Source organism: Shinella sp. GW821-FHT11G07 (assembly GCF_058808115.1).
Map to the genome: position 1 here is coordinate 161,736 of NZ_JBXARJ010000001.1, position 25,785 is coordinate 187,520.

The window sequence follows — 25,785 nt, forward strand, 5'->3', positions numbered from 1 at the left end:
TCAGACTTTCCTCAGCCACGTCTCGAAGTGCGGCCCCTCGACGACGGTCCGCGCTCGCAAGAGCCGCCACTCGGCATATTTGAAGAATTCGACATGCTTGCGTGGCGAGCGGGCGGCGCTGATGAAGCCCCAGAGCGCCCACATCAGATCGTCTGCCGCACCATAGAGGCGCGCCCGCGCAAGCATCTGCGCATCCGGCCTGCCTGTTGCGATCTCGATCGCCAGCAAAGCCTCGCCATCGAAGGGCAGCAGTTCGGCGAGCACCGTACCGAGATCGTGGGCTAGGTCCGCCTGGCGCGCCCACTCAAAATCGACGAGCCGGACCGTATTGCCGGGTCCCACCATGACATTGGACGAAGCGCCGTCGGCATGGCAGGCAACCGTATCGATACCCGCGGCGGTAATGGCCGCAGCAATTTGCGCGGCAGCCGCCGTGACGGTGAGAACCGGTGCGGGCAGGATCACGTCCGCTGCATCGGCCAATTGGCGATAGTCTGCGATAAGGTTGAAAACGCTGCGTGTTTCAGAAAGCGGCACGGCTTTATGGAAGGCCCGCTTCGCCAAAAGCAGGTTTTCCAAGACCGACGGGCGGCGCAAGACATCGGTATGTCCCCATGCCCATTCTTCGCCAAGCGCTTCGAATACCAGGATTCCATTGGCAGGGTCGGCATGGAGAAGGCGTGGCGCGATGCCGAGTTCGCCCGCCTTACCGCTCGCCTCCACCACATGTTCCGATGTGATGAACACAGCCATGTCGTCGTGCCGGCGTTTCACGAAGACCGGGTCTGACCCTTTTCCGGTGGCAAAGCAGCACTGGTTCTCGACGGCCCGGTGAATGGGCGACACGACGCCGCCGATTGCGGGCGAGAGCACCGCATCAGGCAAACCGACCGCCGCGAGTGCAGCGCGCATTGCGTCGTCAACCTGCATGGAAACCTCCTTGCACGAGGCGCCGGAGCACCGCCGTCAGCACCGTGTAACCGGCCTGCACATCCTCCGGATGCGTGAATTCGTCCGGGTGGTGCGCGATGCCGTCGACGCTGGGAATGAAGATCAGGGCCGAGGGAATGCCGCTGTTTTGCAGCGCGACGGCATCGTGCCCGGCAACCGAGCGTATGGCCAACGGTTCGAAACCACAGGACCTAGCCGTCTCGTCGACGATGGCCATGAGTTGGTTGTCCATGTCCGCGGGTGGCCTCAGCGCGTCGGCTGCGATCTCCAGCCGTGTGCCCGTACCGGCGGCGGCCGTTCTGAACGCTGCAAGTGCCGCCTCTCCCGCCCTGCCCAGTTCCGCCACGTCAAGGCCGCGCAACTCGAACCAGACTGTCGCCCGTTCGACCACGACATTCGGCGAGTTCGGCTCGACGACGAGGCGCGCGGCGGAGCGATGAAGATGAGGGTGGTTTGCCGCAATGACGGCCTCAAAGGCGGCGATCCCCTGCGCGGCGGCCAGAAGCGCATCGCGCCGGTCGGCCATCGGCGTCGGGCCGGTATGGGCGGCACGGCCGATCCAGGTGACCGTCATCTTGCGGGCGGCCCAGGTGCCCTCGATCACGCCAATCCGGCGGCCAGCTTCCGCAAGCGTGCGCCCTTGCTCGACATGCAGTTCGACATAGGCTTCGGGGCGTGGCGGAATGCGTCCCGTCCCCTCATACACGCCGATCGCGGCGAGCGCGTCGCGAAGCGAAATCCCGGCGCCATCCGTGAGTGTGAGAGCATCACCAAGCGGCAAGGCGCCTGAGAAGACGCTGCTACCGGTCAGGCTCGGCTGGTATCGTGCGCCCTCCTCGTTCGTCCAGTTGACGACCGCAAGATTGTGGGTCGGCCGGGCGCGGCCACTCTTTATCTCGGCGTCGAGATCCAGTGCTGCGCAGCCGGCGGCGAGCACGCCGAGCGTGCCGTCGAAGCGGCCACCGCGCGGCTGCGTGTCAAGATGCGAGCCGGCGAAGATCCAGGGGGAACCTTCACCGGCCCAGTCGAAACAGGCAAACTGGTTGCCGATGGCGTCCTGCGCCATGCGGGCACCGCCTTGCGCCATCCATTCGGAGAAAAGGGCACGCGCCGCGCCATCCTCTGCGCTGGCCACAAGCCGCGTCACACCCTCGCCGGGCCGTGCGCCGATGGCGGATATCCGGTCGAAAATCGCCGTCAGGTCGGCACCGTGCACCATCACCGCGCTATCCATGGATAATCTCCAGCTCTTCCGCGCGTAAAGCACCGGCGATATCTTCCGGCGGAGGGCGCTCGGTCACGAGCGTGTGCACGCGGCCGAAAGGTGCGGTGATGACATTGCCGACCTTGCCGAACTTGGAATGATCCGCGAGCATCACGCTTCGCGACGTCTGCTTCAGCAGCACCTGGCGGATGCGGGCCTCGTCCTCTTCGAAATCCATGAAGCCGTAGTCGGCATTGACCGCCGCTGCCCCCATGAAAACCATGTCGAAGTGGAACTGCTGGATGTAGGCGATGGTGTCGTAGCCGACGAGATCCTGCTCCACCGGGCGAAGGTGCCCCGGCGTCATCAGCACCTGCACGCCAAAATGCTCGCAGGCGGCCTGCGCGATACGCAGCGAATTGGTGTAGAGCCGGAGCTTCTTGAAGCCGATGAGTCGGCGGGCGAGTGCCAGTGTCGTCGTGCCCGTATCCAGGAAGATGACGCAATCGTCGCTGATGATATCGCGCGCGAGGCCGGCGACTGCGTCCTTTTCCAGCGCATGCAGCTTGATGCGTTCGGTGATCGGTGTATCGGCCGTACGGCCCGCCGGGATGGCGCCACCATGCACGCGCCGGACGGCGCCTTCGGCTTCCAGATCCTTCAGGTCGCGCCGGATCGTTTCGCCCGACACGCCGAACTCCGCTGAAAGCTCGAGCACGCTGACACGCTGGTCGCGGTCGAGCCGTTCCAGGATGACCTCCTTGCGGACTTCACTCGACATCGGCGGTCTCCTCCTCATGCAGCGCCGTGTGCCGGTGCAGGCAGGCGGCGTAGTTGCCACCGGCAAGTGCGACCAGCGGCGGATCGGTCTTCTGGCAGTCGTTCTCCGCACGCGGGCAGCGCGAGCGGAACGAACAGCCGAGCGGCAGATCGATCGGGCTCGGCGGCTCGCCATCGAGAAGATAGCGCGGACGCGGAAAACGGTTGTCCTCCAGCGTCGGCATGGCACTCAAAAGCGCCCGCGTATAGGGGTGGTGCGGGTGTTCGAACAGGGTGGTGTTGTCGGCAAGTTCCACGATGCGTCCGAGATACATGACCGCGATACGGTGGCACATCCGGCGCACGAGCGCGAGATCGTGCGAGATGAACACATAGGAAAATCCGTGCGTCGCCTGAAGCCGCGTGAAGAGGTCCAGCAATTCGGCCTGCTCCACCTGGTCGAGTGCCGACAGGGTCTCGTCGAGGATGAGGAGACGCGGTTTCAGGACCAGTGCCCGGGCAATGTTGATGCGCTGGCGCTGGCCGGCACTGAGGCCCACCGGCAGCCGTTCGGCAAGGTCGGCGTCGAGCCCCACTTCCGCCATCGCCTCCAGCGCCAACCGTCCGGCTTCGACCCGGTCGATCCCGTGGATCAGCAGCGGTTCCTCGATCATGCGCCGGAGCGGCATGCCGGCCGGCAGCGAGCCGTAGGGATCCTGCAGGAGGAGTTGGAACGACTTGCGCATCTCCGTCAGCGATCGGGCGGAGAGATGCGACAGGTCCTTGCCGAGGAAGGCGATACGGCCGCCATCCGGTTGCTCCAGCCAGGCCAGAAGCCGTGTCAGCGTGGACTTGCCGCACCCGCTTTCGCCGACGATTCCGAAATTCTCGCCGGCTTTCACCGTGAAGGAGACATCGCGCACCGCCTTCACTTCGTTATAGGCGTTGAAGGAACCGCGCCGGCGCACGAGATAGGTGCGAAGGACGTTGTCGACCGTCAGCACCGGTTCGCCTTCGGTCGCGACCGGCGCCGTCACATTCTTCCAGATCGGCGGAATGCGGGAGAGCAGGGTCTGCGTGTAGGATTGCTGCGGGTTGGTGGCAAGCTCTGCCGTCCGGCCCTCTTCGACGATACGGCCGCGCTGCATGACCAGCGTGCGTTCCGCGATCTGCGCCACCACCGGCAGCGATGAGGAGATGAACAGGAAGGCCGTGTCGAGGCTTTGCCGGAGACCATCGATCAGCCGGATGATCTGTGCTGCAACCGTCACGTCGAGCGGCTGCGTGATATTGTCGGCGATGACCAGCGACGGATCGGAGACGAGCGCATCGACGATCATCACCCGCTGCATCATGCCGCCGGAGAACTGGAACGGCGCCTCGTGAAAGCGGGCGCTTGGCGATGGAATACGGACACGGCCGAGCAGGTCGAGCACCTTATCCCGCGCCTCCGCCCGTCCGATCCTCGGCTGCACACAACGCAGCTTTTCGACAATCTGGCTGCCGATCGGCAGGCGCGGATCGAGCGAACCCATCGGGTTTGCGCCAATGAAGCCGATGCGGTTGCCGCGCACCGAAGCGAGACCGCGCGGGTTGAGGGTGAGGATATCCCTGCCCTCGAAGACGACCTTGCCGCCGGCAATGTCGAGCGGCGAGGCAATCGCCCGCACCAGTGCGCGGGCGAGCACCGACTTGCCGGAGCCTGCCTCGCCGACGAGGCCGAGCACCTCGCCGCGTGCCAGCGAAAAACTCACATCGTCGACGATCCGGCGCTTGCGGTCTTCCCGTTGCAGATCGACGCTGAGGTTGGAGACGGCGAGAATGGGGTCAGTCATCACGCCTCTCCTCTCAGGACAGCATTGCGGGCACGCTCCAGCGCCGAGCCCATCAGGTTGAGGCAGGTGAGCGAGACCAGCATGAAGAGGCCCGGCATGGTGGCGATCCACCAGGCATTGAGCAGATATTTTCGCGCATCGGCGATGACATTGCCGAAGGTCGGCGTCGGCGGCTGCACGCCGAGGCCGAGGAAGCCGAGGATGGATTCGAAGATCATCATGCGGGCGATATCCAGCACTGCGACGAAGGCGATCGGCGGCAGCACGACGGGAGCGACGAAGAGCAGCATGATCCGGAGATCCGATGCACCAAGCACCCGTTCGCCGAGCACGTAGCCGCGATTGCGCTCGCCAAGTGCCACGGAGCGCGCGACGCGGGCATAGAGCGGCCAGCCGGAGAGGCCGAGCACGAGGATGATCGCCGGCACCGTCGGGCGGGAGACGCCGAGAATGGTGATGGCGAGGATGATCATCGGTATCGACAGCTGCGCATCGGTCAGCCTCATGATGACGGCATCGACCCAACCGCCGCGGAAGCCGGCATAGAGGCCAAGACTACACCCGACAACGAACATCAGGACGACCGTGGTGATGCCGATCATCAGCGAGTAACGCAGGCCGACCAGACAGCGCAGCAGAACATCACGGCCGAGCTGGTCCGTGCCGAGCAGATAGGGCCATTTCCAGCCTTCTGCGGGAAACGGCGGCAGCAGCTTGGAACTGTATGCGATCTTGATCGGGTCGATCGAGCTTAGGAGCGGCAGGAAGATCGCCAGCACGACGAGCAGGCCGAAGCCGATGAACCCGATGCGGAAATCCGTACGCGCGGACGCGATCTGGAGCATGCGCCGGGTCGGGGTGACGCCGCGTTTTTCGGCAGGACGCGGGGCGGCGCTCTCTTGGACGATATCGGCCACGTCAGTACTCCAGTCTCGGATCGATGGTCATCGCGATCAGGTCGACAAGCACGTTGATCATCACGAACATCACGGAAATGAAGATCGCGATTCCCTGGATCAGCGGGAAGTCGCGTTGCAGCACGGCGTTGATCGTCAGCAGGCCGAGGCCCGGATAGTCGAAGATGAATTCGATGACGAGAACCCCGCCCAGCAGCATGCCGAGCTGCACGCCGAGCAGGTTGATCAGCGGGATCGCCGAATTGCCGAGCGCATGGTGGAAGATCGTGCGGCTGCGGCTCAAGCCCCGGATCGGCGCCAGCTGGATGAAATCCTCCCGCATCACCTGCGCCACCGAGACGGTGAGCGTGCGCAGGATAAACGGCACGATCTCCACCGCCAGCACGATCGCCGGCAGGATGGTGTAGCTGAAGCCGCGATAGCCGATTGCCGGCAGCAGTTTCAGCTTCACCGACAGGAACAGCGTCAGGACGATGCCGAGCCAGAAATTTGGCGTCGACACGCAGATGGAGCCAATCGCCAGCGCCAGCTTGTCCGGCCAGCGCCCCGGATAGAGCCCGCCCAAAGTGCCGAGCGGCACGGCCACAAGCAAGGCAAGCGCCAGTGCGACGGCCGCAAGCTGAAGTGTCATCGGCAGCGTGCCGAGGATGAGGTCCATCACCTTGGCGCGCTCCTCGCGGGTGGCATCGTCAAAGGACGCACCGCCAAGGCTGGCGCCACTCTTCGGCCGGACGAAGGACGTGCCGAGATCGCCGGTCACGATGTCGCCGAGATAGGACACGAACTGCAGCGGAATCGGCCGGTCGAGGCCGAGCTCCTTCGCCTTCATTGCCACCACCTCGTCGGGCGCCATGCCGCCGACGATGAGGCGCGCGGGATCGCCCGGCACCACGCGCAGCAGCGTGAAGATGATGAAGGTCACAAGCAGAATGATGAGGGCTCCCTGCAGGAGCCGTCTCAACAGGAACGACAGGATGAACATGCGGCTTCCCTTGACACTGATCGGTATGGAGGCGGCCGCCTTCGATGGCGGCCGCCGCTTGCCATCAGGAAAGCGTCGACTTCGCCGCGTCCATCATGCCGTTCGGGTAGAAATACATCCCGTCCAGCCCATCGCGCATGGCGTGGATGAACACCGAGGTGAACAGCGACAGCGCGGGCACCTTGTCGGCCAGCATCGGCATGACCTCGTTCTGGATCACCGCCTTGCGTGCCGCCGGGTCGAGCGTGTTGCGCTCCTTGTCGAGCACCGCATCCAGATCCTTGTCGTCGATGCCGCAGATCCGCTTCGAACTCGAATGGAAGTGCGTGCGCAGCACGAGGTCCGGTTCCGGCGAGCCGGTCGACCAGCCGCAGTCGATCATGTGGCCCGGCCCGCCGCCCGGCCGGTCGTAGAGCCGCTCGTTCCAGGCCGCGACCTCCATGACGTTGAGCTTCACGGGGAAGCCCTGTTCCTGGAGCATCGCCGTGATGACCTCGCCATATTCCTTGGTCTTCGGATAGAAGCCGACCGAGGTAATGTATTCGAGTTCCGGCAGGCCCTCGCCCTTCGGGAAGCCCGCCTCCGCAAGAAGCCGCTGGCTTTCCTCCGGATTGTATTCCGGATAGTTCGGCGTATCGATGTAGCCGAATTTCACCGGCGAAATCCACGCCTTGGAGGCATGACCCGAGACGCCGAGGATGTCGAGCAACACGGCCCGGTCGATGGCATGGGCCGCCGCCTTACGCACACGCGGATCGTTGAAGGGCGGTTTTGAGCAGCGGAACCAGAGATACTTGTTCTCGACGGACACCGCCTTGTTCAACTTGAACCCGCCGGTTTCCTCGATGGTCTGGACTTGCTCTGCCTCAAGGCGTTCGATGAGGTCGGCCTCGCCGTTCAGCAGGGCCAGCGTGCGGGTGGTCGCGTCACCCACGAAGCTGAAATTGATGCCCGGAAGGGTCGGTTTGCCGAGATAGAAGCCGTCGAAGGCTTCAAGCACCGTCGTGTTGCCCTCCTGGCGGGCGAACTTGAAGGCGCCGGTGCCGTTCGGACGCGACGACAGCGTCTTCGGGTCGGCGACGTCCTTCGCCGACATGATCGGCAGGAAGGCCGAGAGGAACCAGAAGAGGCTCGCCGGATACCCACCCTTCTCGGTCTTGATGCGGGCGACATGGTCGCTCACCACCTCGACCTCGCAAATGCCGGGATACCAGGCCGCCGGCCGGTCGGGCTGGCTCGCATATTCGTAGGTCGCCTTGACGTCTTCGGCCGTGAACGGCTTGCCGTCGTGGAAGGTCACGCCTTCACGCAGCGTGAATTCCAGCGTGTGCTCGTCGATGAGCTTCATCGCGGTCGCCAGTTCCATCACCAGCTCGTCCGGCTTGTCCGGCCGCATCGGCGCACGGGTGAGATAGCCGAACACAAAACTTTCCAGATTGATCTGGGCGAGCGTCGTGTGGGAGGACGGATCCCAGTTTCCGGTCAAGTTTTCCGCCGACATGAAGTTGAGGACCTTGCCCTCCGCAGCATGCGCCGGATTGACGAAAAAGGCGGTGTTGAGCACGGGCAGGCCGACGGCAACGCCCGCGAGCGCCGAGCTCTTTAGAAATGCTCTCCTGTTGAATTCCATGTCGATATCTCCGCAGTTGGGTTGCTGGGTGTTCCCCGCCCCGCTTTGTCGCCAGCACTGACAAGCGGAGGTATTTTTTCTTTGAAAACATGATCTTCGGCCTGCTGGCAGAACGCCATGACAAGCGCATCGGCATGACGGCGGCCAACAACTTGCAGGCCGACCGGTAGGCCGTTCACCGTCAGGCCGCAGGGCAGCGAAGCCGCCGGGTTGCCGGACAGGTTGAAGGGATAGGTAAAGGGCGTCCAGCCGGTCCAGGCGAGCACCTCGGACGGGGAAGCGAACCCTTCGGGCGCTTCGCGATCGGCCGCAAACGGCTCGACAGGAAGGGTTGGAAGCAGCAGGAGGTCGATCTCCTCGAACAGCGCATGAACGCTGCCGGCAAACTCCGCCCGCGCCTTCATGGCCGAAAGATAGTCGGCAAGATCATACTGCGCGGACGCCTCGATGAGGCCGCGGAAGCCGCTGCCGAAATTGGCCCTGTCGGATTGCGCGCCATAGGCGACACCGCGACCGGCGACCCAGAGTGTTTCGAAAATCCGGATCGGATCGTCCCAGTCCGGGGTGACGGGCCGGATGTCCAGCCGCAGTTCCTGTCCGATCGTCGCCACCGCCCCGCGCACGACCCGCTCGATTTCGGGCGCAACATCAAAGCCGAACAGGCTCGGCGCAAAGCCGATGCGCAGTCGCCCGGGCAATTCGGCGTCGACGTAACGGACACCATCATCGGGCAGCGCCAGATGGTCGCGTGGGTCCGGCCCTTTGGCAATGTCGAACAGCAAGGCACTGTCCCTGGCCGAAAGGCTCATCGGACCCGCATGGGACAGCATTTCCGTCGCGCTCCACGGCCAGGCCGGCACGCGCCCCAGCGAGCCCTTCATGGCGAAGACGCCACAGAAGGCCGCCGGGATGCGCACGGACCCGCCGCCATCAGACCCCAAGGTGAAGGGGACCATGCGGGCGGCGAGCGCCGCACCGGAACCCGAACTGGAGCCGCCACTCGTCAGTTCGGGATTCCAGGGATTGCGGGTCGGACCATAGAACTCGGAGTGACCGGAACCGGACCAGCCCATCTCCGTGGTGGTCGTCTTGCCGATCATGATCGATCCGGCGTCGATCATCCGCTGGACGATCGGCGCCGTCGCCTTGGGAGCGAAATTTTTATACGCGGCCGAACCACGCTGGCAGACATGGTCCGCGACGAAGAAAAGATCCTTCACGCCCATCGGAATGCCGTGCAGCGGACCGCGGAAACGGCCCTCTGCGGCCTCCCGGTCGCAGGCCCGCGCCTCTTTCAGCGCCTCTTCCGCAAAAACCTGGCTGAAGGCGTTGACGATCGGGTTCAGGCGCTCGATGCGCGACAGACATTCCCGGACCAGAGCCTCGGACGAGAGGCTGCCTGATGTGATTGCCGACCTGAGTGCAAGAACCGAAAAATCCACGACCTTCATCTCCACTTATGTGGATTTATGTTGGTTTTGTGGAAATTGTCAATATGCCCAAATCAGCATAATTTTCGGCATCAAACTCGCGCAAAAGCTGCGGTCGCGGGGCACGAAAAGCGTACAGCGCCGCCCGTTCCGTGACGAAAACGTCGGATACCCCATGGATGTTCTGTTGGTTTTGTGGAAATCGCCCAAATCGGGGGCCGGGCCGTCAGTGGCGTCCGGCTTGAATTCCCCGGCGCCCCGTCTATCCTGTCGTCATGCAATTGAATCTCACCTTCGAGCAACTCCAGCGCTGGAGCAGCGGCATCACCGCTGCGGTGAGCGCCACATTGCCCGAAGAGATTTCAGCCCATTTCACGGCCGGAGCGCGTGATCTCACCGCGTCCGACCAGGTCTATATCGGCCTCTACCTGCGCGACAGCGCCTCGATCACCATCTACGAGCGCGACCCCGACGACTGGAACCGCAACTACGACACACGCAAGTATCGTCAGGACCCGTTCTTCCGCCTCTTTGCCGGCTCGCGGCAGGATTTCCTGTTGCCGCTTTCCGCGCTCGACAAGGGCGACTTCCACACCAGCGCCTATTACCGGGACTTCTACGAGCCTTCCGGCAGCTTCGACGAAATCACCGGCGTCTTCAATTTTGATCGCAACGCCGCCGGTTTCGTGACCTATCTGCGCCGCCGCGGCGCCCGCCCCTTCGGCATGGAGGAACTGGCCATGGCGGAGGCGACCGCCGATGCGACCCGCCGCGTGCTGGAACGGCTCTGGCGGCAATGGCGACCACCGGGCGAGACGCCGCTGTCGCTTGCTGACCTCAGCGGGCGTGAGCGCCAGATCGCCCTCCTGCTGATCGATGGCGGCTGCGCAAAGGCCATTTCGCGCACCCTGTCCATCTCGCCTGGGACCGTGCGCAACCATATCAAGAGCGTCTACCGCAAGCTCGGCATCCACTCCCAGGTCGAACTGATGGCCGCCGCCCGCGGCGGCGACCTGACTTTGCCCTCACTGGCCTGAGACGATACGCGTCCACATGCGGTTTTGCAGGCGCAGGAGCTTTGCGTCGCTCGATTCAACCACGAAGAGCTTGTCCTTGACCTCATCCGGCGGGAACACACCGGGATCTTTCGCGACGGACTGGTCCATCAGTGGCAGCGATTCCGGGATCGGGTTGGCATAGGAAACGTAGCTGGAATTGGCCGCAGCGATGTCTGGCCGCATGTTGAAGTCAATCCAGGCCAGCGCGTTTTTCGGATGCGCTGCATCTTTCGGCACGGCCATCGTGTCGAAGTTGATCAGCGTGCCTTCCTTCGGGATGGCATAGGCGACCTCCAGTTTCTTCTCACTTTCGGCCGCCCGCGCCTTGGCCTGCAGAATATCGCCCGACCAGCCAAGCACGACGCAGATGTCGCCATTGGCGAGGTCGTTGATATAGCGCGAGGAGTGGAAGTAGCGGATGTGCGGGCGCACCTTGAGAAGCAGTTCCTCCACCTTGGCGATGTCATCCGGGCTGGTGGAATGCGGATCGATGCCGAGATAGTTCATCGCCATCGGGATGATTTCCGCCGGCGCATCGATCATCGCCACGCCGCAATCGGCGAATTTTTCGACAATGGCCGGGTCGAAGACCATGGCGAAGCTATCGACCGGCGCATCCGCCATGCGCTGCTTCACCGCGGCGACATTGTAGCCGATACCATCGGTGACGGCCATGTAGGGCACGGCATGAAGATTGTCCGGATCGGCGCCGGAAATCAGCGACAACGCCTGCGGGTCGAGCTTGCCGACATTGCCGAGTTTCGTCTTGTCGAGCGGCAGAAAGACGCCGGCCTTCACCTGGTTCTTCAGGAATGGATAGGCCGAGGGATAGACAACGTCGTACCCCGAACCGCCGGTCAGCATCTTGGTTTCCAGCACCTCGTTGCCGTCATAGACGTCGTAGACGACGCGAATGCCGGTTTCCTTCTCGAATTTTTCGGCCGTATCCGGCGCGATGTAGTCCGACCAGTTGTAGACGTTGACGACCTTTTCTTCCTGCGCCCGGGCACCGCCCATGGTGGCGAGCAAGGCGAGGACCGAGACGAGTGTGGTTTTGCGCATGGTCCTCTCCCTCAGGCTTTCGTCTGGCCGGCATAGACCGGCAGGGTGATGCAAGCGACATTGCCGCCGCCGAGCAGGATTTCGCGGGAATTCTCGATGCCAGTGATGCGGTGCTGCGGGAAAAGTTCGGCGAGCTTGGCCTTGGCTGCGAGATCCAATGTTTCATCATCGAACTGCGGCACGACGACGACGGAATTGCCGGGATAGTAGTTGATATAGGTGGCAGCGATGCGGTTGCCGGCCGGCCGCGCCCAGGTGGAATCGACCTGATCGACGCTTTCCGCCTCCTCCGCCGTCATCTCGATCGGGCGGGGATGGGTGATGCGGTGCACTTCCAGCGACCGGCCACGCGCATCACGCGCCGAGCGCAAGGCATCTTCCACCTCGCGCACGATCTCGTATTGCGGGTCGTCACGATCCTCCGTCCAGCTCATCGCCACCACGCCCGGCCGCACGAAGCAGCAGACGTCATCGACATGGCCGTCCGTCTCGTCGAAGCAGAAACCCCGCGGCAGCCAGATGACGTGCTCCAGCCCGAGATAATCGCAAAGCTGCTGCTCCACCGCCGCCTTGCCGAGATGGCCGTTGCGGTTGCGGTTCAAGAGGCACTGTTCCGTGGTGATCAGCGTGCCCTCGCCATCACATTGCAGGCCGCCGCCTTCGGCGATCAGCGTCGAGCGATAGCGGTCCATGCGTTCGGTTTCCAGCACCTTGCGGGCGGCGAGATCGTCGAGGTTCCAGGGCGAATAGAGGCCGCCGTCATGGCCGCCATAGGCGTTGAAGGTCCAGTCCACGCCGCGAACGTCACCGCGGTCATTGATGACGAAGTTCGGGCCGCTATCACGCAACCAGGAATCGTCCGTCGACATTTCGACGAGGCGAACGCTCTCCGGCAGCATGGCGCGTGCATTCAGCCATTGGCGGCGCGAGACGGCGATGGTGACCGGCTCGCTCTCGGCAATCGCCGCCGCCACGCGCGCAAAAAGCTTTTGCGCGGGCTTGGCGCCGAGCCGCCAGGTATCCGGCCGCTCAGGCCAGATCAGCCAGCAGCCGGCCTTCGGCTCGAATTCCCCCGGCGCACGAAAACCGTCCGCCTTGGGAGTGCTTGAAAGGGTGCGTACCATGTTTTCTCCAATCAAAAATCTGATTGGATTAGGCAAGCGCACCCCGCCCGGGTCAATGTCCCTGTTGGGATAGGCAGCGGGAGGTGGTCAGCCCTCGAACACCATCAGCGTATCACCGGCTTGGAGATACTCGCCCTCTTTCACGCGCAGGCGCAGCCGACCGGCCTTTGGCGCAAGAACCTGCGTTTCCATCTTCATCGCCTCCATCACCGCGACCAACTCGCCTTCGGCAACGGCCGCGCCATCGGCGATCTTGAAGGCCTGCAACGTGCCGGAAACGGGGGCGGCGATGCCATCCTCGGCCGGTTTGCCGCCGACGACAGGTGCCACGCCCTGCCCGGCCGCACCAAGGCCGGCAAGCAGCAGGCTCGGCAGCGCAAGCGAAACACGCTTGCCGTCGATCTCGAGATGGGTGCGGATCAGCGTGGGATCGCTCGCCGGCTCGGGGCGAGCCATGGCATCCGGCATGGCTGCGAAATCGGTTTCGATCCAGCGGGTGTGCACCTTGAAGCCGTCGGTTCCGATGAAGTCTTCGGTGTCGATGGCCGCGCGGTGGAACGGCAGGACCGTCGCCACGCCCTCGATGCGGAATTCCTTCAGCGCCCGGCGGGCACGGCGAAGCGCTTCCTCGCGCGTCGCGCCGGTGACAACCAGCTTGGCCATCAGCGAATCGAAGACGCCCGGAATGCTGGAGCCGCTGACGACGCCACTGTCGACGCGCACGCCCGGGCCGGACGGCGGATCGAAGACGGTGATCGTACCCGGCGTCGGCAGGAAGCCGCGGCCCGGATCCTCCGCGTTGATGCGGAATTCGATGGAATGGCCGCGCGGAGCCGGCGTTTCAAGCAGATGCAGCCGCTGGCCTTCGGCAATGCGGAACTGCTCGATGACGAGGTCGATGCCCGTGGTCTCTTCCGTGACGGGGTGCTCGACCTGAAGGCGCGTGTTCACTTCAAGGAAGGAAATCGTGCCGTCGACGCCCAGAAGGAACTCCACCGTACCAGCACCGGAATAGCCGGCGGCGGCGCAGATCGCCTTGGCGGCGGCATGGATTCTTTCGCGCTGCTCCGGCGAGAGGAAGGGGGCTGGGGCCTCCTCGATTAGTTTCTGGTTACGGCGCTGTGCCGAGCAATCACGGGTGCCGAGCACCAGCACATTGCCGTGTTTGTCGGCGATGACCTGCGCCTCGATATGGCGCGGACGATCGAGAAAACGTTCGAGGAAACATTCGCCACGGCCGAAGGCGACGGTCGCCTCGCGCACCGCGGATTCATAGAGATCGGCGACCTCCTCCATCTTCCAGGCGACCTTGATACCGCGGCCGCCGCCGCCATGGGCTGCCTTGATGGCCACCGGCAGGCCGTGCTGTTCCGCAAAGGCGATTACCTCGGCGGCGGACGACACCGGGCCGTCGCTGCCGGAGACGAGCGGCGCCCCGACACTCTGCGCAATGCGCCGGGCCTCGACCTTGTCGCCGAGCGCCTCGATCACCTTCGGATCAGGCCCGATCCAGATCAGCCCGGCCTCCTGCACCGCCTTGGCGAACCGGGCGTTTTCCGACAGAAAGCCGTAACCGGGGTGAACGGCATCGGCGCCGGAACGTTTTGCAATCGCGACCAGCTTTTCGATATCGAGATAGGTTTCCGCCGGACGCACCCCATCGAGGCCATAGGCCTCGTCGGCGAGGCGCACGAAGAGTGCGTCCGCATCCGGGTCGGCATAGACGGCGACCGACTGGAGGCCGTGATCACGGCAGGCGCGCACGATGCGCACGGCGATTTCGCCACGATTGGCAATCAGCACTTTCTTCATGGCATGCCTCCTATCGGGTCGCGGCGATGTCGGCGAAGGGGCCGATCGGGCGGAAACGAATCTTTGCGTTGATGGGAACCTGGCCGGCGAGATCGAGGTGATACTCGGCGACCGCGCCGATGACCGGATAACCCCCGGTCAGTGGATGGTCGGCGAGGAAGAGGACGGGTTGACCGCTGTGCGGCACCTGGATTGCGCCCGTCGCCGTGCCTTCGCTCGGCAATTCCGCGCTGTCCTTGCGCTCCAGCGGCACGTCGCCGGCAAGGCGGATGCCGACGCGGCTCGATTGCGGCGTGACCTGCCAGAGCTGGCTGGTCAGTGTCTCGATACCCTTTTCAGTGAACCAATCGGTGCGCGGGCCGAGCACGACGTCCAGCGTCACCACGTCTGCCGCTGACGGCGGATCGAAGGCAGGGACTTCATCGGTTGAGACGCTCGTCAGTCCAACCTTGTCGTTCTTCAGGACGAGCACGGCCCCGGTTGTTACGGGTTCGGGGCCGACGACCGCCAGCGTATCCGTGGCCGCGCTGCCGAGGACCGGCGCGACAGTAAAGCCGCCACGAACGGAAAGGTAGGCGCGCATGCCCTTTTTTGGATGACCGACGGTCACGACGTCGCCGGGCTCGAGGGGAATCGGCTGATAGGCCTGGAAGTCCTGACTGCGGCCAGCGGTATCGCGCACCGTGACGGGACAGGGCGCACCGGCGAGGCCGATCACGGCACGAACGTTGCTCTCGAAGGAAAAGCCGCCAAGGGTGAGTTCGAGCCCCGGCGTGTTGGCCGGATTGCCGACGATGCGGTTTGCGGCGAGGAAGGCACCGCGATCCAGCGCGCCGGAGGCGGAAACCCCCTGCCCGGTCTGGCCGAAGCGGCCGAGATCCTGAAAGACGGCCGGCATTGGTGCTGCAAGCACCTTGAACTGCGGAGCTTCTGCCGCAACGCTGCGGTCCGCACGCGGAGCCGGCTCGGGGATGCTGACGGTCTTGCCGGATGTCGCCATGTCGAAGAAGCGCACGCGATAGCCGGGCTGGAACAGCGCGCCGGGATCACGGTCGATGTCCCACATCTTGACCGGCGTGGTGCCGATGATCTGCCAACCGCCCGGGCTTGCCTGCGGATAGACCCCGCTGAACGCACCGGCGATCGCCACGGAGCCAGCCGGAATGCGGGTGCGGGGGCTCTTGCGGCGCGGCACCGTGAGCGCCGGATCACCGCCGACGAGATAGCCGAAGCCGGGCGCGAAACCGCAGAATGCGACGGTGAACTCGCTTTCGGTGTGCCGACGAATGACCTCTTCGACGCTGAGGCCTGTCAATTCCGCGACGTCACCGAGATCCTCGCCGTCATAGCGCACCGGGATTTCGACTAGATTCTCCGACGGCGCGATTTTCGCCGAAAGGTCGCGGGTGCTGATGCGGGCCGCGAGCTCGGCGGATGAAACCGTTTCCGGACGGAAGCGGATCATCAGCGTGCGCGCCGCGGGCACCATCTCTTCGATGCCGTCGATGGGCTCGGCCTGCAGCGAGGCGAAGAGAGCGAGCGTCTCGTCGAGATCGGCAAGCTCGACAAGGATGGTGGTCAGGCTGACGGGAAGAAAGCGCATCGAACCCTCACACGTGGTAGGCGGAATCGGGGATATCCGTGATGAACATGTAGCCGGGGGCATGGGTGATGGCGAAGGGCACGCCGGAGGCCATCACAGCCGCCTGCGGAGTGACGCCGCACGCCCAGAACACCGGCACTTCGCCGGGTTCAATCCGCACCGCGTCGCCGAAATCCGGCTTTGCGAGATCCGCAATACCGATTTCCTCCGGCGCGCCGACATGCACCGGCGAACCATGCACGGCCGGGAAGCGGCCAGAAATGGTCGCGGCGTCGGCAACGCGTGAAGCCGGGATCGGTCGCATGGAGACCACCAGGTTGCCCTTCAGCCTCCCGGCCGGGCGGCAGGCCTTGTTGGTGAGGTACATCGGCACATTGCTCTTGTCCGTCATGTGCCGGATCTCGATACCGGCATCCACCATCGGCGTCTCGAAGGTAAAGGAGCAGCCGATCAGGAAGGCGACGAGGTCGTCTCGCTCCGCCCAGGCCGCGGTCGCGTCCGGTGTTTCCTCGGCGAGCTTGCCATCCCGCCAGATGCGGTAGAGCGGCAGGTCGGTGCGCAGGTCCGCGCCGGGGGCGAGCAATGTCGTCGGCGAGCCCGGATCGGAGACGTCCAGCACCGGGCACGGTTTCGGATTGCGCTGCGCGTAGAGCAGGAAATCGAAGGCCCAGTCGCGCGGCAGCACGATCATGTTGGCCTGCGTGAAGCCCGGCGCGATGCCGGAGGTCGGCCTGACAAGCCCGCCGCGATACGTCGCCCGCGCATCGCGGGCGGCCGTGGCGTCGGTATGGTTGAGGTACGCGGTCGGGATCATCGTGGCCCCTCAATCCTTGTCGGCGAAGGAGCGGATGGCGATGCCTTCCGCCTCGAAGCGACGCCGGATTTCCTGCGCGATCGAAACCGCGCCGGGGCTGTCGCCATGCACGCAGATCGATTGTGCCTCGACCCTGATCGTGCTGCCGTCGATGGCTTCCAGTGTGCCCTCGCGGGCAAGCTGCACCATGCGATCGGCGATTTTTGCCTCGTCGTGCAACACGGCACCGGCTTCCCGGCGGGAGACGAGTTCGCCCTTCGGCGTATAGGCGCGGTCGGCAAAGGCTTCGGCGACGACGGCAAGGCCCGATTTACGTGCGAGATCGAGGATCGGCGCGTTGGCAAGGCCCATCAGGATCAGCGACGGATCGACGGCCTTGATGCCATCGATCACCGCCTGGCCCTGCTTGGCGTCGTAGGCGATGCGGTTGTAGAGCGCCCCGTGCGGCTTGACGTAGCGCACGGTCGTACCCGCCGCGGCGGCAACGCCCTTGATCGCGCCGATCTGGTAGATCACGTCGGCGATCAGCTCTTCGGCGGTAGCGTCTAGATCGCGCCGACCGAAGCCGACACGGTCCGGATAAGAGACATGGGCACCGATGACGACGCCGTTCGCTGCGGCCGCCTTCACCGTGCGGTAGATGCCGGCCGGGTCGCCGGCGTGGAAGCCGCAGGCGATGTTGGCGGAGGAGACGACGGCGAGCATCGCCGCGTCATCGCCCATTCGCCAGGCACCGTAGCTTTCGCCGAGATCGCTGTTGAGATCGATCGCTACCATGGTTTCCCTCCCCTTATGCGCCGAGCAGGCTGAAGATCGCGCCGGCCGACTTGTAGCCCATATACCATGTCAGCACGCAGGTCAGGACACCGAGGATCAGCAGCCAGCGCGGATAGTGGTAACCGTTCATCAGGTCGGGCCGCGCCCATGCGGCATACATGAAGATCGAGAATCCGATCGGCAGCACGAGACCGTTCAGGCCACCGACGAAGACCAGCATGGCGGCCGGCGGCGTGGTGATGATCAGGTAGCAGACGAGCGAGAAGGCGATGAAGGCGACGGTGGAAAGGTTGCGCTGGCGCTCCGTCATGTCAGGCTTGAAAGCCGTGAGGAAGGAGACGGACGTATAGGCGGCACCGATGATGCTGGTCATCGCCGAGGCGAGGAAGACCGCACCGAACAGGCGGAAACCGATATTGCCGGAGGCAGCGTGGAAAGCCTGGCCTGCCGGATTGGCGGCCTGGCCGGAAAGGTCGATCACCACGCCGCTTGCAACGACGCCGAGGATCGCGAGGAAGAGGATGTAGCGCAGCACGCCGGTGATGGCGATGCCGCTGAAGGCCGCACGGTTGACCGCGCTGATGTTCTCGACCCCGACCGTGCCCTTGTCGAGCAGACGATGGGCGCCGGCATAGGTGATGTAGCCACCGACCGTGCCACCGACGATGGTGGTGATGGTGGCGAAATCTATGGTGTCCGGCAGGAAGCTCTGGCGGAAGGCTTCGGCAACCGGCGGGCCGGAAACGATCGCTGCATAGACGATCAGCGCCAGCTTGATGAAGGCGGCGACGAAAACGACGCGATCCATGGCAATGCCGGCGCGGCGCGACAGGAAGATGCCGATGGCCGCGAGCGCGCCGATGGCGCCGCCGATCTTCGGATCAAGATCGATCATGGCGTTGAAGCCGAGGCCGGCGCCGCCGATATTGCCGATGTTGAAGAACAGGCCGCCGATGATGACCAGCACGGCGAGGACATAGCCGGAGCCCGGGATGGCCGCATTGGCAATGGCCGGGGCGCGCATGCGCGTCACCGTGACGATGCGCCAGATATTGGCCTGCACGACGAAATCGATCAGGATCGAAATAAGGATGGCGAAGGCGAAGGCCGCACCGAGTTTGACCGTGAATGTCGCCGTCTGCGTGATGAAGCCCGGCCCGACCGCGGACATCGACATCAGGAACATGGCCGAAAGCAGGGCGCGACGCTGCGTAATCTTGCTCTGCGCCGCGGTGCCGGTCTGGCTGGCCGCAAGCTCGTTCTGCTGCATGGGTTTCTCCCAGGTCTGCCATCGCCCCTCGCGAATGGCTCGATAGCTTAATCATGCGCTGCTACACAAAAATGTCAATATTGTTCAACAATTTTGTCATATCGTTCCTTATTTCTGCCGTTTTACCAATCACATAGCGCGGGATTGGCGACAATTTTCAGCCCCACCGCCCCCGCATTCGTGCTAAGAGCAGGCACATTATGAGGGTAAATCCGGTGTGAAACCGGGTTCGGGGAGAACGGAATGACGGATGACGGAGAGGGCCTGCCCCTTGCGGACCGGTTGGCGCGGCGCATTCGCACGCTCTTGATTTCGGGTGAGCTCGCACCCGGCCAGCGACTGTCCGAGGCGGCGTTCAGCGAGCGTTTCGACGTCTCGCGCAACTCGCTGCGCGAGGCCTTTCGCCTGCTCACCAAGGATGGGCTGCTGCGCCACGAGGCCAATCGCGGCGTCTTCGTCGCCGTGCCCAGCATGGCCTCGATCATCGACATTTATCGCGTGCGGCGCATGCTGGAATGCGGCGCTCTCCGCCAGGCCTGGTATCAGCATCCGGCGATCAAGGTGATGCGGGAGGCCGTGAACCGAGGGCAACGCCAGCGCGAGCAGGGCGACTGGATCGGCGTCGGTAGCGCCAACATGATGTTTCACACCGCCATCATCGACCTGTCGGACAGCGTGCGGCTCAACGAATTCTACGAGCGGGTTTCAGCGGAGCTGCGTCTCTGCTTCGGACTGCTCAACGATCCGGAACACCTGCACTCCCCCTTCGTCGACATGAACGGCGCCATCGTGACGCTGCTCGAACAGGACAAGCCGCACGAGGCGGCTGCGCAGATGGAGACCTATCTGAACCTTGCCGAACGCACGATGCTGAAGGCACTGGAGCGGGCGTCGGATCAGGCGTAACGCCTGCCACTCCACTAAGTTAGCTCGGTTTCTGCTAGGCAACATCAGCGCGACGGGGCGGTACGACGGCTGCCTCATCCGCCTCAAAAGGCATGGGATGGCCGATGAAGTAGCCCTGCGCATAATCGACGCCAATGACGCGAAGCGCCTTGCGGATCTCCACAGTCTCGACGAATTCGGCAATCGTCTTGCGGCCGGCGAGATGCGAGATCTGGTTGATCATCTCGACCGTCATCCAGTCCGCCTTGTCGGAAAGCATGTCGCGCACGAAGCTGCCGTCGATCTTCACATAGTCCACGGGTAGGCGCTTCATGTAGGTGAGCGACGACATCCCGACACCGAAATCATCGAGCGCGAAGCGGCAGCCCATGGCACGCATCGCGTTCATGAAGGCGATCGCCTCGTCAAGATTTTCGATGGCGCTGGTTTCTGTGATCTCGAAGCAGAGCACGTCGGCCGGGACGTGGCTGCGCCGCAGCGCCTCGCGCAGGAACGGCAGGAACGTCTCGTCCTTCAGCGTCAGGCCGCTGAGATTGATGGAATAGGTGCCGGAAACCGCGCCCTTGCGCCGGCCGATAATGTCGAGCGCATGGCTGACGACCCAGCGGTCGATCGACGGCATGAGACCGAACCGTTCAGCGGCAGGAATGAAGGCGCCGGGCGACAACAGCTTGCCATCTTCCTCAAGCCGAAGCAGGATTTCGCAATGATCCTGCCGCTCCTTGCCCGTGTCGAGGGCAGCAATCGGCTGGGAGAAGAGCAGGAAGCGGTCTTCCTCCAGCGCGCGGTGCAGGCGCTGCACCCAGTTGAGGTTGGCGGCGAACTGGGTCTGCGCCGCGTCGGTCGTCTCATAGACATGGACGCGGTTGCGGCCCTTCTCCTTGGCCATGTAGCAGGCGATGTCGGCGGCGCGGAGCGCCTCCTGCAACGTATAGGTGTGATCGCCGAGATGGACCACGCCGACACTGGCGCTGATCGCATAGCGGTGCCCGTTCCAGACGAAATCGATCGCCTCGGTGATTTCGCGCAGGCGCATGGCAATGCGCAAGGCGTCCTCTGGTGCACAGTGCGGCAGCACGATGCCGAACTCGTCGCCACCAAGCCTAGCGAGCAGGTCCGTACCACGGATTGCCTTGCCCAGATCGCGAGACACCCGTCGCAGCAACTCGTCGCCTGCTGCGTGCCCGCCATGGTCGTTCACCGCCTTGAACTGGTCGAGGTCGATGAACATCAGCGCATGGCGTTTGCTTGACCCTTCCAGCGCGCGGCCGAGGCTTTCCTCGAACAGCCGGCGGTTTGGCAGGCCGGTGAGATCGTCATGATGGGCGCTGTGGGACAGTCGCGCCTCGATGTCGCGCCGGTGGATGAGAAAGCTGTTCAGCCGCCAGACCGTAAGCAGGATGAACACCAGCGCCATCGCCAGGTTGCTGACAAGCAGGACGGTCTGTACCTGGCGCGTGCCTTCGCCGAGACGGTCCGAAAAACGCTTGGTGAGCGGCGTGACGAGGACGTTGATCTCATCGAGTTGCCGCACGATGTCGCGCCGGTCGGCCTCGCTGATATGGCTGGAGGTGTCGATCGCCTCGCCGATCGGCAGAAGCTGCATCAACGCGCCTTCCGCCGTACGCCAGTCATCGATGCAATCCGCCATCACCGGCAGCCAGCGAAAGTAGCGGAACAACCAGATCACATTCGGAATATCGTCCGGATGGTTGCCACCCTTGAGGAAACCCGCGAAGGCCGCCTTGGTATCCGGCGGATCGGCCTCCAGCGCCAGGCGTGCCTCACGATCGCCGATCGGGATCGCAACCGCTTGATTGAAGCGGGTGACAAACGTGCGGTTGCCGGATTCAGCATAACGGTTGAGGTAATAGAGCGCATCATGCTGCCCCTTCGACCAGAGACTTTCCCCGGTAACGAAGGCGCGCAGCGATGAGGTAACCTGCAGGCTGAAGGTGGCGAGTGCCGTCTGGAGAAGAACGATCAGGACGAAGGGCCAGGCGACGGCGATCAAGCGAAGCCGCGTCTTTGGTATCTGCTTCATCAGAGATACCGCATACGGCTGGCCAGAGATCGAAACAGTCTGGCCTCTACGGGGTGCCCCTCACCGAAGGTAGTCGCTCGCGTCCTGTCCAAGGGCCGTACCTGCCTTGCAACTCATTCCCCGCGATGGCAGCCGCAGCGTCGGCAGCCGTCCCATCGCTTGCAAAGTGGATTGGACCACAAGAGAGTGATCAAAATACTAATACAACCAGAAGATTGCACTCTATCGGACGTTTTTCGTTGGTCGCGTTGGAGAAACCTTACCCGTTTCGGAGCAGGTCTCCGGCGGAACGCCACGAACAACCCGATTGCGCCGCTGTCGCTTCGAAGATCATCTCCATCAAATCCCAGGCCGCGCCGTCATGCACGAGGTGATGCGTCAGCAGGCCGATCGGCCCGTCATGCGACTGCGAGACACGAATGAGATCGGCGATCACCGCCTCGGTCGGCCGGCCGCCACGCGTGCCGCGCCAATCGATGATGTCGACATGCGTGTTCAGCACTTTCAGCGGCGCCGGCTTCTCCGGGCCAAAGACCGACAGGGCCTCGAAACCAAGGTCGGGCAGGCCGGCGACAACGGCAGGGGCAATGCGGTTCCACGGCGGCACGAGCATCGGCACAAAACGCCCGGCATGGAGCGCAGCCAAGGTTTCCAAACCCGCGCCGAGTTCTGCCAGAACCTGATCCTCGGGTCGGTGAGCGCCGAGTTCCTGGTTCTTTTCGTCGGAAGGCGCATGGTTCTTGTGTGCCCAGCCGTGGACAGCAACAGAAGCATGCCCCTCATCCGTCAGCCGACCCGCCAGCGCTTCGTGCGTGAGGGATGGAATGACGGCGAGCAGAACCGGCACCGAATGTGTGGTCGTCAAAGCGAGCAGATGGTCAAGGGCTGCGGTGGGTTCGATTGCATCATCGTCGCGCAGCCAGAGGCCGAGCGGCTTGCCGATATCCGCGCGCCGGGCAATCTCGTCCTGCAAAGAGCGGGTGTCTGCCGTTGTCATTGGTTGCGCTCTCCAATATGGCGTCGAAGGATGGTGTCGAGCGTTCTGGTCGCAGCAGAGAGGGAGTGATCGTTCCGGACGCGGTTGCGCGCGTCGTCCGCCATGCGTCGGCGCTTCTCTTCGTTCCCGAGGAGGTCTTTGATGGCTGCGCCGTAGGCCGCGTGATCACCAGGGGCCGTCAGCAAGCCGCTGACCCCGTTCTCGATGACTTCAGGCACACCCGCCGTCGCCCAGGCCACGACGGGAAGGCCGGCGGCCTGGGCTTCGAGATAGGCAAGCCCATAGGCTTCGCCACATCCCGGCCAGACATAGAGTGCACCCTTCGCGAGGATTTTTGCTACATCGACGGGCTCTTTCTGCCCAAGCCATTCGATGCGGTCCCCGGCAAAATCCGCAAAGAGCGCCACGACGTCGTCGCGTGCCGGCCCATCCCCGACAACCGACAGCGTCCAGGGGATATCCGTGATCTGCCGCAGGCTTGCGGCGAGTGCACGGTAACTCTCCATCTTGTCGCCCGGTCGCATCATGGCGACAGTGACGAGACGGAACGGCTCCGGTTCAGCCGCTTTTCCGGTAAAAATTCCGTCATCGATAAAGGGCTTTAGCGTTGCCATCACCGCCTCCGGCGCAACCTCGCGAATCCCCTCCATATCCCGGGCGGTCAGGCCGATATTGACGGTGGCGCCTCGTATCGCGTCCAGCACCTTCGCCTGCATGTCGCGCCAGATACCGATGTTCCGGCGATGGGAGTAGGATGCCTCAACCGTGACGTAAGGCAGGCCGAAGGTTTCGCAGAGCACTGGTCCGATCAGGTCGGGCGCTTTGTAATACAGATGGTAGCAGAACCAGAGATCCGGCACGCCTTCTTCCCGCCAAAGGGCCGAAAGCCGAGCAATCTCGGCCTCGGCACGGCTTTGGAGGGCCGCATAGCCCGCCTCGTCCGCGCTGTCGCCCAGCAAAGCACGAAGCTCCGAGGCGAGGTCGACGCCATGACCGGCGCGCTGCAGGCAGGTAATGATCTGCCGCGCCATCAGGCGGTCCCCCGATGGAACGGGGTGTTCCGGCGATTTCAGCGGGGCATAGAATGCAATCTTCATGAATGCCGGCGGCCTTGTTTTCGCATTCGTCGACGGAGCGGCATCGGCGCCCGCACGGCTGGCGCCACGGAGCCGGGACGCAATGTCACCTATCCTTGCGAGGCTTGACAGGCGGGGCAAACTCTCCCATCTGAACTCGCCGATCCTGTATATGAGCGCGGAGTACGGATGCCAACAGCCTTGCATGCTTATGAAACGCTGCTCGCACGTATCCAGTCGCGTGAGGCGCATATCGGCGTTATCGGCCTCGGCTATGTCGGATTGCCGCTCGCCATCACGGTCGCGCGTGCCGGATTCAGTGTGACCGGTTTCGACATCGATCCCGGCAAGATCATAGCGATCGATGCCGGCCGCAGCTATATCGAAGCCGTTCCGAGCGACATTCTCGCAGAAGAACACCGGGCCGGCCGGTTCGGCGCGACCTCCGATTTCGGCAAGCTTGCCGACTGCGACGTCATCACCATCTGCGTGCCGACGCCGCTGACCCATCATCGTGATCCCGACATGAGCTTCGTCGAGAAAACGTGCCAGGATATTGCCCGCACGCTGCGACGCGGACAGCTCGTGGTGCTGGAGTCGACCACCTATCCCGGCACGACCGACGGCCTCGTGCGTCGAACGCTGGAGGCCGGCGGCCTGAAATCGGGCGAAGACTTCTTCCTCGGTTTCTCGCCGGAGCGGGAAGACCCAGGCAACCGGGAATTCCAGACCTCGACCATCCCGAAGGTCGTCGCCGGTGATGGCGCCGAGGCGCAGACCCTCGTGGCCGCCTTCTACGGCGCAGTCGTCAAGACCATCGTGCCCGTCTCGTCCACCGCCACCGCTGAAGCCGTGAAACTGACGGAAAACGTCTTCCGCGCGGTCAATATCGCGCTGGTGAACGAACTCAAGGTGATCTACGAGGCGATGGGCATCGACATCTGGGAGGTGATCGATGCCGCCAGCTCAAAACCCTTCGGCTACATGCCGTTCTATCCCGGCCCCGGCCTTGGCGGGCATTGCATCCCGATCGACCCCTTCTACCTGACCTGGGCCTCGCGCGCCTACGAGCTGCCGACCCGCTTCATCGAGCTTGCCGGCGAGATCAACTCGGCCATGCCCCGCCATGTGATCGGCAAGCTTGCCGAAGCGCTCGACAGGCGTCTGGGCAAGGCGCTGAGCCGCTCGAAAGTGCTGATAATCGGCCTCGCTTACAAGAAAAACGTGCCCGACATCCGCGAAAGCCCCTCGCTCAAGCTGATCGAACTGATCGAGGAACGCGGCGGTTCGGTTGACTATTACGACCCCTATGTGCCCGAAATACCGCCGACGCGCGAATATGGCGCTTTCAAGGGACGCCCCTCGATCGTCTGGAGTGAGGATGCGGTCCGGGCCTTCGACGCCGTGCTCATCGCCACCGATCATGACAGCGTCGACTATGCGGCACTCGCCGAATGGAGCGATCTGATCATCGACACCCGCAACGTCTTCGCACGCCGCAATATCGCCGGCGACGCGATCATCAAGGCATAGT

The 25,785-nt window shown here is 63.8% G+C and carries 21 protein-coding genes; 3 read left to right on the forward strand and 18 right to left on the reverse strand.

Annotation, left to right across the window (positions count from 1 at the left end):
• The 8 genes from AC1RT2_RS00750 to AC1RT2_RS00785 all read right to left on the reverse strand — a co-directional run bounded on the left by AC1RT2_RS00750 (position 1) and on the right by AC1RT2_RS00785 (position 9,720).
• On the reverse strand, positions 1–930 hold the full coding sequence (locus AC1RT2_RS00750) for a phosphotransferase (RefSeq protein ID WP_493098542.1): 930 nt from the start codon (positions 928–930) through the stop codon (positions 1–3).
• Complete coding sequence (locus tag AC1RT2_RS00755; RefSeq protein ID WP_493098544.1) at positions 920–2,185, reverse strand: Zn-dependent hydrolase; 1,266 nt, start codon at positions 2,183–2,185, stop codon at positions 920–922. The genes AC1RT2_RS00750 and AC1RT2_RS00755 overlap by 11 nt, the downstream gene beginning before the upstream one ends.
• Positions 2,178–2,936 carry a DeoR/GlpR family DNA-binding transcription regulator gene (locus AC1RT2_RS00760; protein ID WP_493098546.1) on the reverse strand — a complete coding sequence of 253 codons (759 nt, stop codon included), beginning with the start codon at positions 2,934–2,936 and terminating at the stop codon, positions 2,178–2,180. Before AC1RT2_RS00760 ends, AC1RT2_RS00755 begins: the two co-directional genes overlap by 8 nt.
• Positions 2,926–4,749 carry a dipeptide ABC transporter ATP-binding protein gene (locus tag AC1RT2_RS00765; RefSeq protein WP_493098548.1) on the reverse strand — a complete coding sequence of 608 codons (1,824 nt, stop codon included), beginning with the start codon at positions 4,747–4,749 and terminating at the stop codon, positions 2,926–2,928. The genes AC1RT2_RS00760 and AC1RT2_RS00765 overlap by 11 nt, the downstream gene beginning before the upstream one ends.
• Positions 4,749–5,666 (reverse strand): ABC transporter permease, encoded by a 918-nt coding sequence (locus tag AC1RT2_RS00770; RefSeq protein WP_493098550.1) that lies wholly within the window; start codon positions 5,664–5,666, stop codon positions 4,749–4,751. Before AC1RT2_RS00770 ends, AC1RT2_RS00765 begins: the two co-directional genes overlap by 1 nt.
• A 1-nt stretch (position 5,667) precedes the next feature.
• A complete protein-coding gene (locus AC1RT2_RS00775) occupies positions 5,668–6,648 on the reverse strand; it encodes an ABC transporter permease (protein WP_069062892.1) in 981 nt (326 codons plus the stop codon).
• Positions 6,649–6,712: 64 nt separating this feature from the next.
• Entirely contained in the window at positions 6,713–8,278 is a 1,566-nt protein-coding gene (locus tag AC1RT2_RS00780; protein ID WP_493098553.1) for an ABC transporter substrate-binding protein, read from the reverse strand.
• On the reverse strand, positions 8,251–9,720 hold the full coding sequence (locus AC1RT2_RS00785) for an amidase (RefSeq protein ID WP_493098555.1): 1,470 nt from the start codon (positions 9,718–9,720) through the stop codon (positions 8,251–8,253). Before AC1RT2_RS00785 ends, AC1RT2_RS00780 begins: the two co-directional genes overlap by 28 nt.
• A 263-nt stretch (positions 9,721–9,983) precedes the next feature.
• Here AC1RT2_RS00785 and AC1RT2_RS00790 point away from each other — a divergent pair, with 263 nt between their 5' ends.
• The gene (locus AC1RT2_RS00790; protein ID WP_493098557.1) at positions 9,984–10,745 is read left to right on the forward strand and encodes a LuxR family transcriptional regulator; all 762 of its coding nucleotides are present in this window, start codon (positions 9,984–9,986) and stop codon (positions 10,743–10,745) included.
• On the opposite strand, the gene AC1RT2_RS00795 is transcribed toward AC1RT2_RS00790, so the two are convergent.
• The 7 genes from AC1RT2_RS00795 to AC1RT2_RS00825 form a co-directional block, all read right to left on the reverse strand.
• A complete protein-coding gene (locus tag AC1RT2_RS00795; protein WP_493098559.1) occupies positions 10,734–11,828 on the reverse strand; it encodes a polyamine ABC transporter substrate-binding protein in 1,095 nt (364 codons plus the stop codon). The two genes, AC1RT2_RS00790 and AC1RT2_RS00795, sit on opposite strands and share 12 nt — an antisense overlap.
• Positions 11,829–11,839: 11 nt before the next feature.
• On the reverse strand, positions 11,840–12,952 hold the full coding sequence (gene aguA / locus AC1RT2_RS00800) for an agmatine deiminase (RefSeq protein ID WP_493098561.1): 1,113 nt from the start codon (positions 12,950–12,952) through the stop codon (positions 11,840–11,842).
• An 87-nt stretch (positions 12,953–13,039) separates the two neighbouring features.
• Positions 13,040–14,764, reverse strand: coding sequence for an acetyl/propionyl/methylcrotonyl-CoA carboxylase subunit alpha (locus tag AC1RT2_RS00805; protein WP_493098563.1), 1,725 nt, complete (start codon positions 14,762–14,764; stop codon positions 13,040–13,042).
• A gap of 10 nt (positions 14,765–14,774) precedes the next feature.
• A complete protein-coding gene (locus tag AC1RT2_RS00810; RefSeq protein WP_493098565.1) occupies positions 14,775–16,367 on the reverse strand; it encodes a 5-oxoprolinase subunit B/C family protein in 1,593 nt (530 codons plus the stop codon).
• A gap of 7 nt (positions 16,368–16,374) precedes the next feature.
• Positions 16,375–17,181, reverse strand: coding sequence for a putative hydro-lyase (locus AC1RT2_RS00815; protein ID WP_493098567.1), 807 nt, complete (start codon positions 17,179–17,181; stop codon positions 16,375–16,377).
• Between the two features lie 9 nt (positions 17,182–17,190).
• Entirely contained in the window at positions 17,191–17,958 is a 768-nt protein-coding gene (locus AC1RT2_RS00820; protein ID WP_069062883.1) for a LamB/YcsF family protein, read from the reverse strand.
• A 13-nt stretch (positions 17,959–17,971) separates the two neighbouring features.
• Complete coding sequence (locus tag AC1RT2_RS00825) at positions 17,972–19,228, reverse strand: NRAMP family divalent metal transporter (RefSeq protein ID WP_493098570.1); 1,257 nt, start codon at positions 19,226–19,228, stop codon at positions 17,972–17,974.
• Positions 19,229–19,471: 243 nt separating this feature from the next.
• On the opposite strand from AC1RT2_RS00825, the gene AC1RT2_RS00830 reads away from it, so the two are divergent.
• Positions 19,472–20,134, forward strand: coding sequence for a GntR family transcriptional regulator (locus AC1RT2_RS00830; protein ID WP_493098572.1), 663 nt, complete (start codon positions 19,472–19,474; stop codon positions 20,132–20,134).
• A 34-nt stretch (positions 20,135–20,168) separates the two neighbouring features.
• Here the strand turns inward: AC1RT2_RS00830 and AC1RT2_RS00835 are convergent, their stop codons facing one another.
• From AC1RT2_RS00835 to AC1RT2_RS00845, 3 genes are all read right to left on the reverse strand, one after another.
• Complete coding sequence (locus AC1RT2_RS00835; RefSeq protein WP_493098574.1) at positions 20,169–22,178, reverse strand: putative bifunctional diguanylate cyclase/phosphodiesterase; 2,010 nt, start codon at positions 22,176–22,178, stop codon at positions 20,169–20,171.
• 259 nt (positions 22,179–22,437) lie between these two features.
• Positions 22,438–23,175: a polysaccharide deacetylase family protein gene (locus AC1RT2_RS00840; RefSeq protein ID WP_493098576.1), complete on the reverse strand. Its 738-nt coding sequence runs from the start codon at positions 23,173–23,175 to the stop codon at positions 22,438–22,440.
• Positions 23,172–24,272: a glycosyltransferase family 4 protein gene (locus tag AC1RT2_RS00845; protein WP_493098578.1), complete on the reverse strand. Its 1,101-nt coding sequence runs from the start codon at positions 24,270–24,272 to the stop codon at positions 23,172–23,174. Before AC1RT2_RS00845 ends, AC1RT2_RS00840 begins: the two co-directional genes overlap by 4 nt.
• Before the next feature lie 168 nt (positions 24,273–24,440).
• Between AC1RT2_RS00845 and AC1RT2_RS00850 the strand changes: the two genes are divergently transcribed.
• Positions 24,441–25,784, forward strand: coding sequence for a nucleotide sugar dehydrogenase (locus AC1RT2_RS00850; RefSeq protein WP_493098580.1), 1,344 nt, complete (start codon positions 24,441–24,443; stop codon positions 25,782–25,784).
• Position 25,785: the final 1 nt, after the last annotated feature.